The organism is Scytonema hankhaensis NUACC26 (assembly GCF_045865695.1).
Taxonomy (GTDB): Bacteria; Cyanobacteriota; Cyanobacteriia; order Cyanobacteriales; family Nostocaceae; genus Scytonema.
In genome coordinates, this window is the sequence record NZ_BAACAP010000028.1 from 1 (window position 1) to 4,241 (window position 4,241).

A 4,241-nucleotide genomic window follows, 5' to 3' on the forward strand; every position below is an offset into this window, starting at 1 on the left:
GGTACACATTCAACTTCTTCTTGTGGTACACATTCAACTTCTTCTTGTGGTACACATTCAACTTCTTCTTGTGGTACGGGCGTCCCGCCCGTTCTACATGAGTAGTGGGTTAGAAGCCAGCACTACAAGATAGATAATTTATCTCTTAGAAATCTCTGGTTGACCCAATTATATTTTTTTCTGTTCTTAAAAAGACCTTAAAAATACCAGTATCATCCTCAGTTCAAGCTAAAGATAAAGATTGGAAGAAATACAGAAATTTTGTAATTGGTAAGATACCCTTAACAAAGCAAGTATAACTAAAGAGATTAAGCTAAGTAATTTCACTTAATAACAGACAAGTCGAACTTTTATAAGGAGCGCGATCGTGGAGTTTTTATCTGACACTGTAGTATTGTCGCGTATGCAATTTGCGCTAACAGCATTATTTCATATGCTCTGGCCTGTCTTGACTACGGGCATGGCTATCTATCTAGTTATTGTTGAAGGTGTGTGGTTGAAAACTCGCAATCCCGAATACTATTACCACGCCCGCTTCTGGTCAAAGCTCTATATTCTCAACTTTGGTATTGGTGTTGCAACTGGTATCCCAATGGAGTTTCAGTTTGGGACAAATTGGGCACCATTTTCTGAAGCAGTGGGTAATTTTTTTGGTAGCGTTATTGGGTTTGAAGCCTCTTGGGCATTCATGCTGGAAGCTGCGTTTTTGGGCATTATGGTATTTGGTTGGGAACGAGTGAATCCTACAATTCACTATCTCTCTACCATTCTTGTTGCTACTGGCGCAAATCTCTCAACTTTCTGGATTTTAACGGCAAATTCCTGGATGGCATCTCCTACAGGCGGAAGGATGGTAAATGGAAAATTTGTCGTTGACGATTATTTTCAGGCAATGTTTAGCCCTTCAATGCCAACGAGCGTTCTCCATATGTTCTTGGGGACGCTGGAAACTTCGCTGTTTGTCATTGGTGGTATTAGTGCGTGGTACATTCTCAACAATCGTCAGCCTGCTTTCTTTTCCAAGTCTCTAAAAATTGTTATAGCAGCAGCAATTGCGATCGCACCATTGCAAATCTATGTTGGACATTTGAGCGCCGAGCAAGTTTACTATCTCCAACCCTCCAAATTAGCGGCGATGGAAGCCCAATGGGAGACAGCCCCGGCGGGACAGCCTGCAAATTGGAGTCTTGTGGCAATACCTAACGAGAAGACAGAAAAAAATGATTGGGAAATTTCAGTTCCCAATGCACTGGGTTACATTCTGGAATTCAAGAAAAACCTATCCGAACCCGTTCGTGGGTTGAAGGAATGGACACCCGAAGATAGACCTCACCTAGTTGGTTTAATCTACTACTCTTTCCGCGTCATGATTGCCATTGGTTTCTTTATGGCGGGAGTGATGTTATTAAGTGTCTTGCAGTGGATAACTGGAAAGCTCAAAGAAGACAACATTGCTCAGCAAAAATGGTTGATGCGAGCTTGGATTTTGACTGCTCCTTTGGGCTATATTGCTGTAGACTCTGGTTGGATTGTGCGTTGTGTTGGAAGACAGCCGTGGTCGGTCTATGGGTTGCTTCGCACGAGAGATTCTGCTTCTCATATACCAGCTAGCAATGTTCTAACATCTTTAACTTTATTTACAGCAACTTATGCCCTTTTATTCGTTGCGACTTTGTATTTTGGCAGTCGCATTATCCGTAAGGGACCGAGTTTAGACTTACCCATACCGGGTGATGAAACTCAACCAGCAGTCGATACGACTCCCGCACAGTTTGTTCCAGATGAACGTCCTGTTGAAGCACAACAATGATTTTGGAATTTTGAACCGCAGATGAACGCAGACGGACGCAGATGAAATTCCTTGTTTTTTATCGGTGTGCATCCGCTAGAGGCTGCGGTTACTATTTAGGAGAATTTATGGGAACGCTGACATATTTTTTACCACAGGTTTGGTTTGGGATTCTTGCTCTGTTTCTCTTTTTATACGTCATGCTTGATGGATTTGACTTAGGAGTAGGAATTCTCTCTCTAACAGCTTCTAGTGAAGAACGCCGTGGCATTTTGATGACTAGCTTGAGTAATGTTTGGGATGCTAACGAAACTTGGTTGGTGTTGATGGGTGGCGGTTTATTTGGTGCATTTCCTCTTGCTTATGGCACGATTTTGAATGCCCTGTATATTCCAATATTTATAATGGTGTTTGGATTTGTGTTTCGTGCTGTCGCTTTTGAGTTTCGCGAACAAGCTCAACGCAAATTCTTTTGGAATTTTGCTTTTGGTGCAGGAAGTTTTGCAGCATCCCTAGGTCAAGGGTTTGCTCTTGGTGCAGTGCTTAAAGGTATTGAGGTTGATGAAGCAGGACACTTTATTGGAACAACTTGGGATTGGCTGAGTTGGCAGTCAGTGCTTGTTGCTTTAACCTTAATTCAAGGTTATGTTCTGATTGGCTCCACTTATCTTGTTTGGAAAACTGAAGGTGAGTTGCAGGAAAATCATTACAGAACTGCGAAGATTGCCGCTTGGACAACGCTGATTGGAGCAATTTTAATTACGATTACAACTCCTGTATTCTATCAGAGTGCTAGAGAGAAATTATTTGACCCACCTCTGTTGTATATCTTTGCTATCATTCCCATTCTTGGAGTTCTCTTGATTGCGCTTTTGTTAAAAAGTTTGAACAATCAAGAAGAAAGAGCACCATTTGTGTGGACAATTCTCCTTTTCTTACTAACGTTTTTTGGGTTAGCATTGGTTGTTTTTCCCTATATCATCCCTACTGAGATTACTATCTATGAAGCAGCAGCTGACCCCAGTGGATTAGTATTCATGATTATATTTATTGGTGCGCTAATTCCCGTTATGTTATTTTACAACATTTATCAGTACATTATTTTCCGAGGTAAAGTTACAGGCGGTCACTACGGAGAGTGACAAGCACCTTTCTAAATTCTTTCGGTACAAGCGATCGCATCACCTTTGCCATTTTTCTGGCACAACAATACTGGGAAGATTACAGGAGTTAGAAATAGTGAAAAAAGGTATTAAGTTTCATAACTAAAAAAATAAAAAACAGAGGTAGAATTTTCTACCTCTTCCATTTGGGGATAAATTAGAGACTTACAACTTTTTCACAATTATTTCCAACTAGGCAAGGTAGCCTTAGTATCTGCTCTGATTGGGCTTGTGAACGATAAAGCTAAGAATTTGGCACTGCTTGATGTTGTCGAAACCAACAACACGGATAAAGCAATTACCGTACTGAGAACGGCAAGACTGTACTTCACTCAAAACTTCTTGAGTGCTTCTAGCACCAAACAAAGGTAGCTTCCACAGTGTCCAGTAATATACAGTTGGCTCGGATGTTTCATTAAACTCGATCGCGGGGATGTAACCCTGGTCGATAATGTACTGTATCTGTCTGCTAATTTGAGCATCAGTGAGGGGAGGTAGATAAGAAAGGGTCTCGTAACGACGCTCTTTTGGTAAGGTTTGCATAACTTAAATAGTGATGGGTAGTTGTTGCTTATGGGTATTAACCATTCTCTTGCTCTGGGCTGGGAGTTGAATCACTGATTTGCGTGATGCGCTCGAGATGCTGGCGACGGTGTTCCATATTGGCTTGCTGAATGCCAGTCTGAACCATTTCCGGTAAGAATTCCGTGATTTCTTCCGCTATGTGTTCCCTAACAGTCATGATCCGCAAAGCCAAATCTGGCTTTTCCTTGAAAAGCTCCCGTAGGTATGCTTCTCCATCTTGAATTTTGTCTGCTGAGAAGCGTTGTAACCAAAGTGCCAAGGGAGGATTTGTTTCGCTAATTTGAGCTAACACCGTCCTCAACGCCTGATAAGTCAGGTAGCTTTGCAGCGTCTTGGCTGTGTCTTTCGCAATTTGCTTGATGTTCATGCTTGACCCCAGCCCTTTTGATTTTGGATTGTAGATTGTAGATTTTGGATTTTAGATTTTAAATGAATCATCCAAAATCCAAAATACGAAATCCAAAATCATCACACGGTATCAACTGCTTCAAACTCGAACTTAATTTCCTTCCACAGTTCGCAAGCAGCTGCCAATTCAGGAGACCACTTAGCAGCTTCGCGGATAACGTCGTTACCTTCGCGAGCCAAGTTGCGACCTTCGTTACGAGCTTGGATACACGCTTCGAGAGCAACACGGTTAGCAGCAGCACCAGGTGCGTTACCCCATGGGTGACCGAGGGTTCCACCACCGAACTGTAGTACGG

The 4,241-nt window shown here is 42.2% G+C and carries 5 protein-coding genes; 2 read left to right on the forward strand and 3 right to left on the reverse strand.

Annotated elements, in window-relative coordinates; all coding sequences use genetic code 11:
• Nucleotides 1–367: 367 nt before the first annotated feature.
• On the forward strand, nt 368–1,810 hold the full coding sequence (locus ACKTT2_RS00480; RefSeq protein WP_407882878.1) for a cytochrome ubiquinol oxidase subunit I: 1,443 nt from the start codon (nt 368–370) through the stop codon (nt 1,808–1,810).
• A 107-nt stretch (nt 1,811–1,917) separates the two neighbouring features.
• Nucleotides 1,918–2,931, forward strand: coding sequence for a cytochrome d ubiquinol oxidase subunit II (locus tag ACKTT2_RS00485; protein WP_407882886.1), 1,014 nt, complete (start codon nt 1,918–1,920; stop codon nt 2,929–2,931).
• A 228-nt stretch (nt 2,932–3,159) separates the two neighbouring features.
• Here the strand turns inward: ACKTT2_RS00485 and ACKTT2_RS00490 are convergent, their stop codons facing one another.
• The 3 genes from ACKTT2_RS00490 to ACKTT2_RS00500 form a co-directional block, all read right to left on the reverse strand.
• On the reverse strand, nt 3,160–3,495 hold the full coding sequence (locus ACKTT2_RS00490) for a ribulose bisphosphate carboxylase small subunit (RefSeq protein WP_407882880.1): 336 nt from the start codon (nt 3,493–3,495) through the stop codon (nt 3,160–3,162).
• Nucleotides 3,496–3,532: 37 nt separating this feature from the next.
• Entirely contained in the window at nt 3,533–3,904 is a 372-nt protein-coding gene (rcbX, locus tag ACKTT2_RS00495) for a RuBisCO chaperone RbcX (protein WP_407882882.1), read from the reverse strand.
• A 101-nt stretch (nt 3,905–4,005) separates the two neighbouring features.
• Nucleotides 4,006–4,241 (reverse strand): RuBisCO large subunit C-terminal-like domain-containing protein (locus ACKTT2_RS00500; protein ID WP_407882884.1); only part of this gene is annotated, 236 nt, incomplete at its 5' end.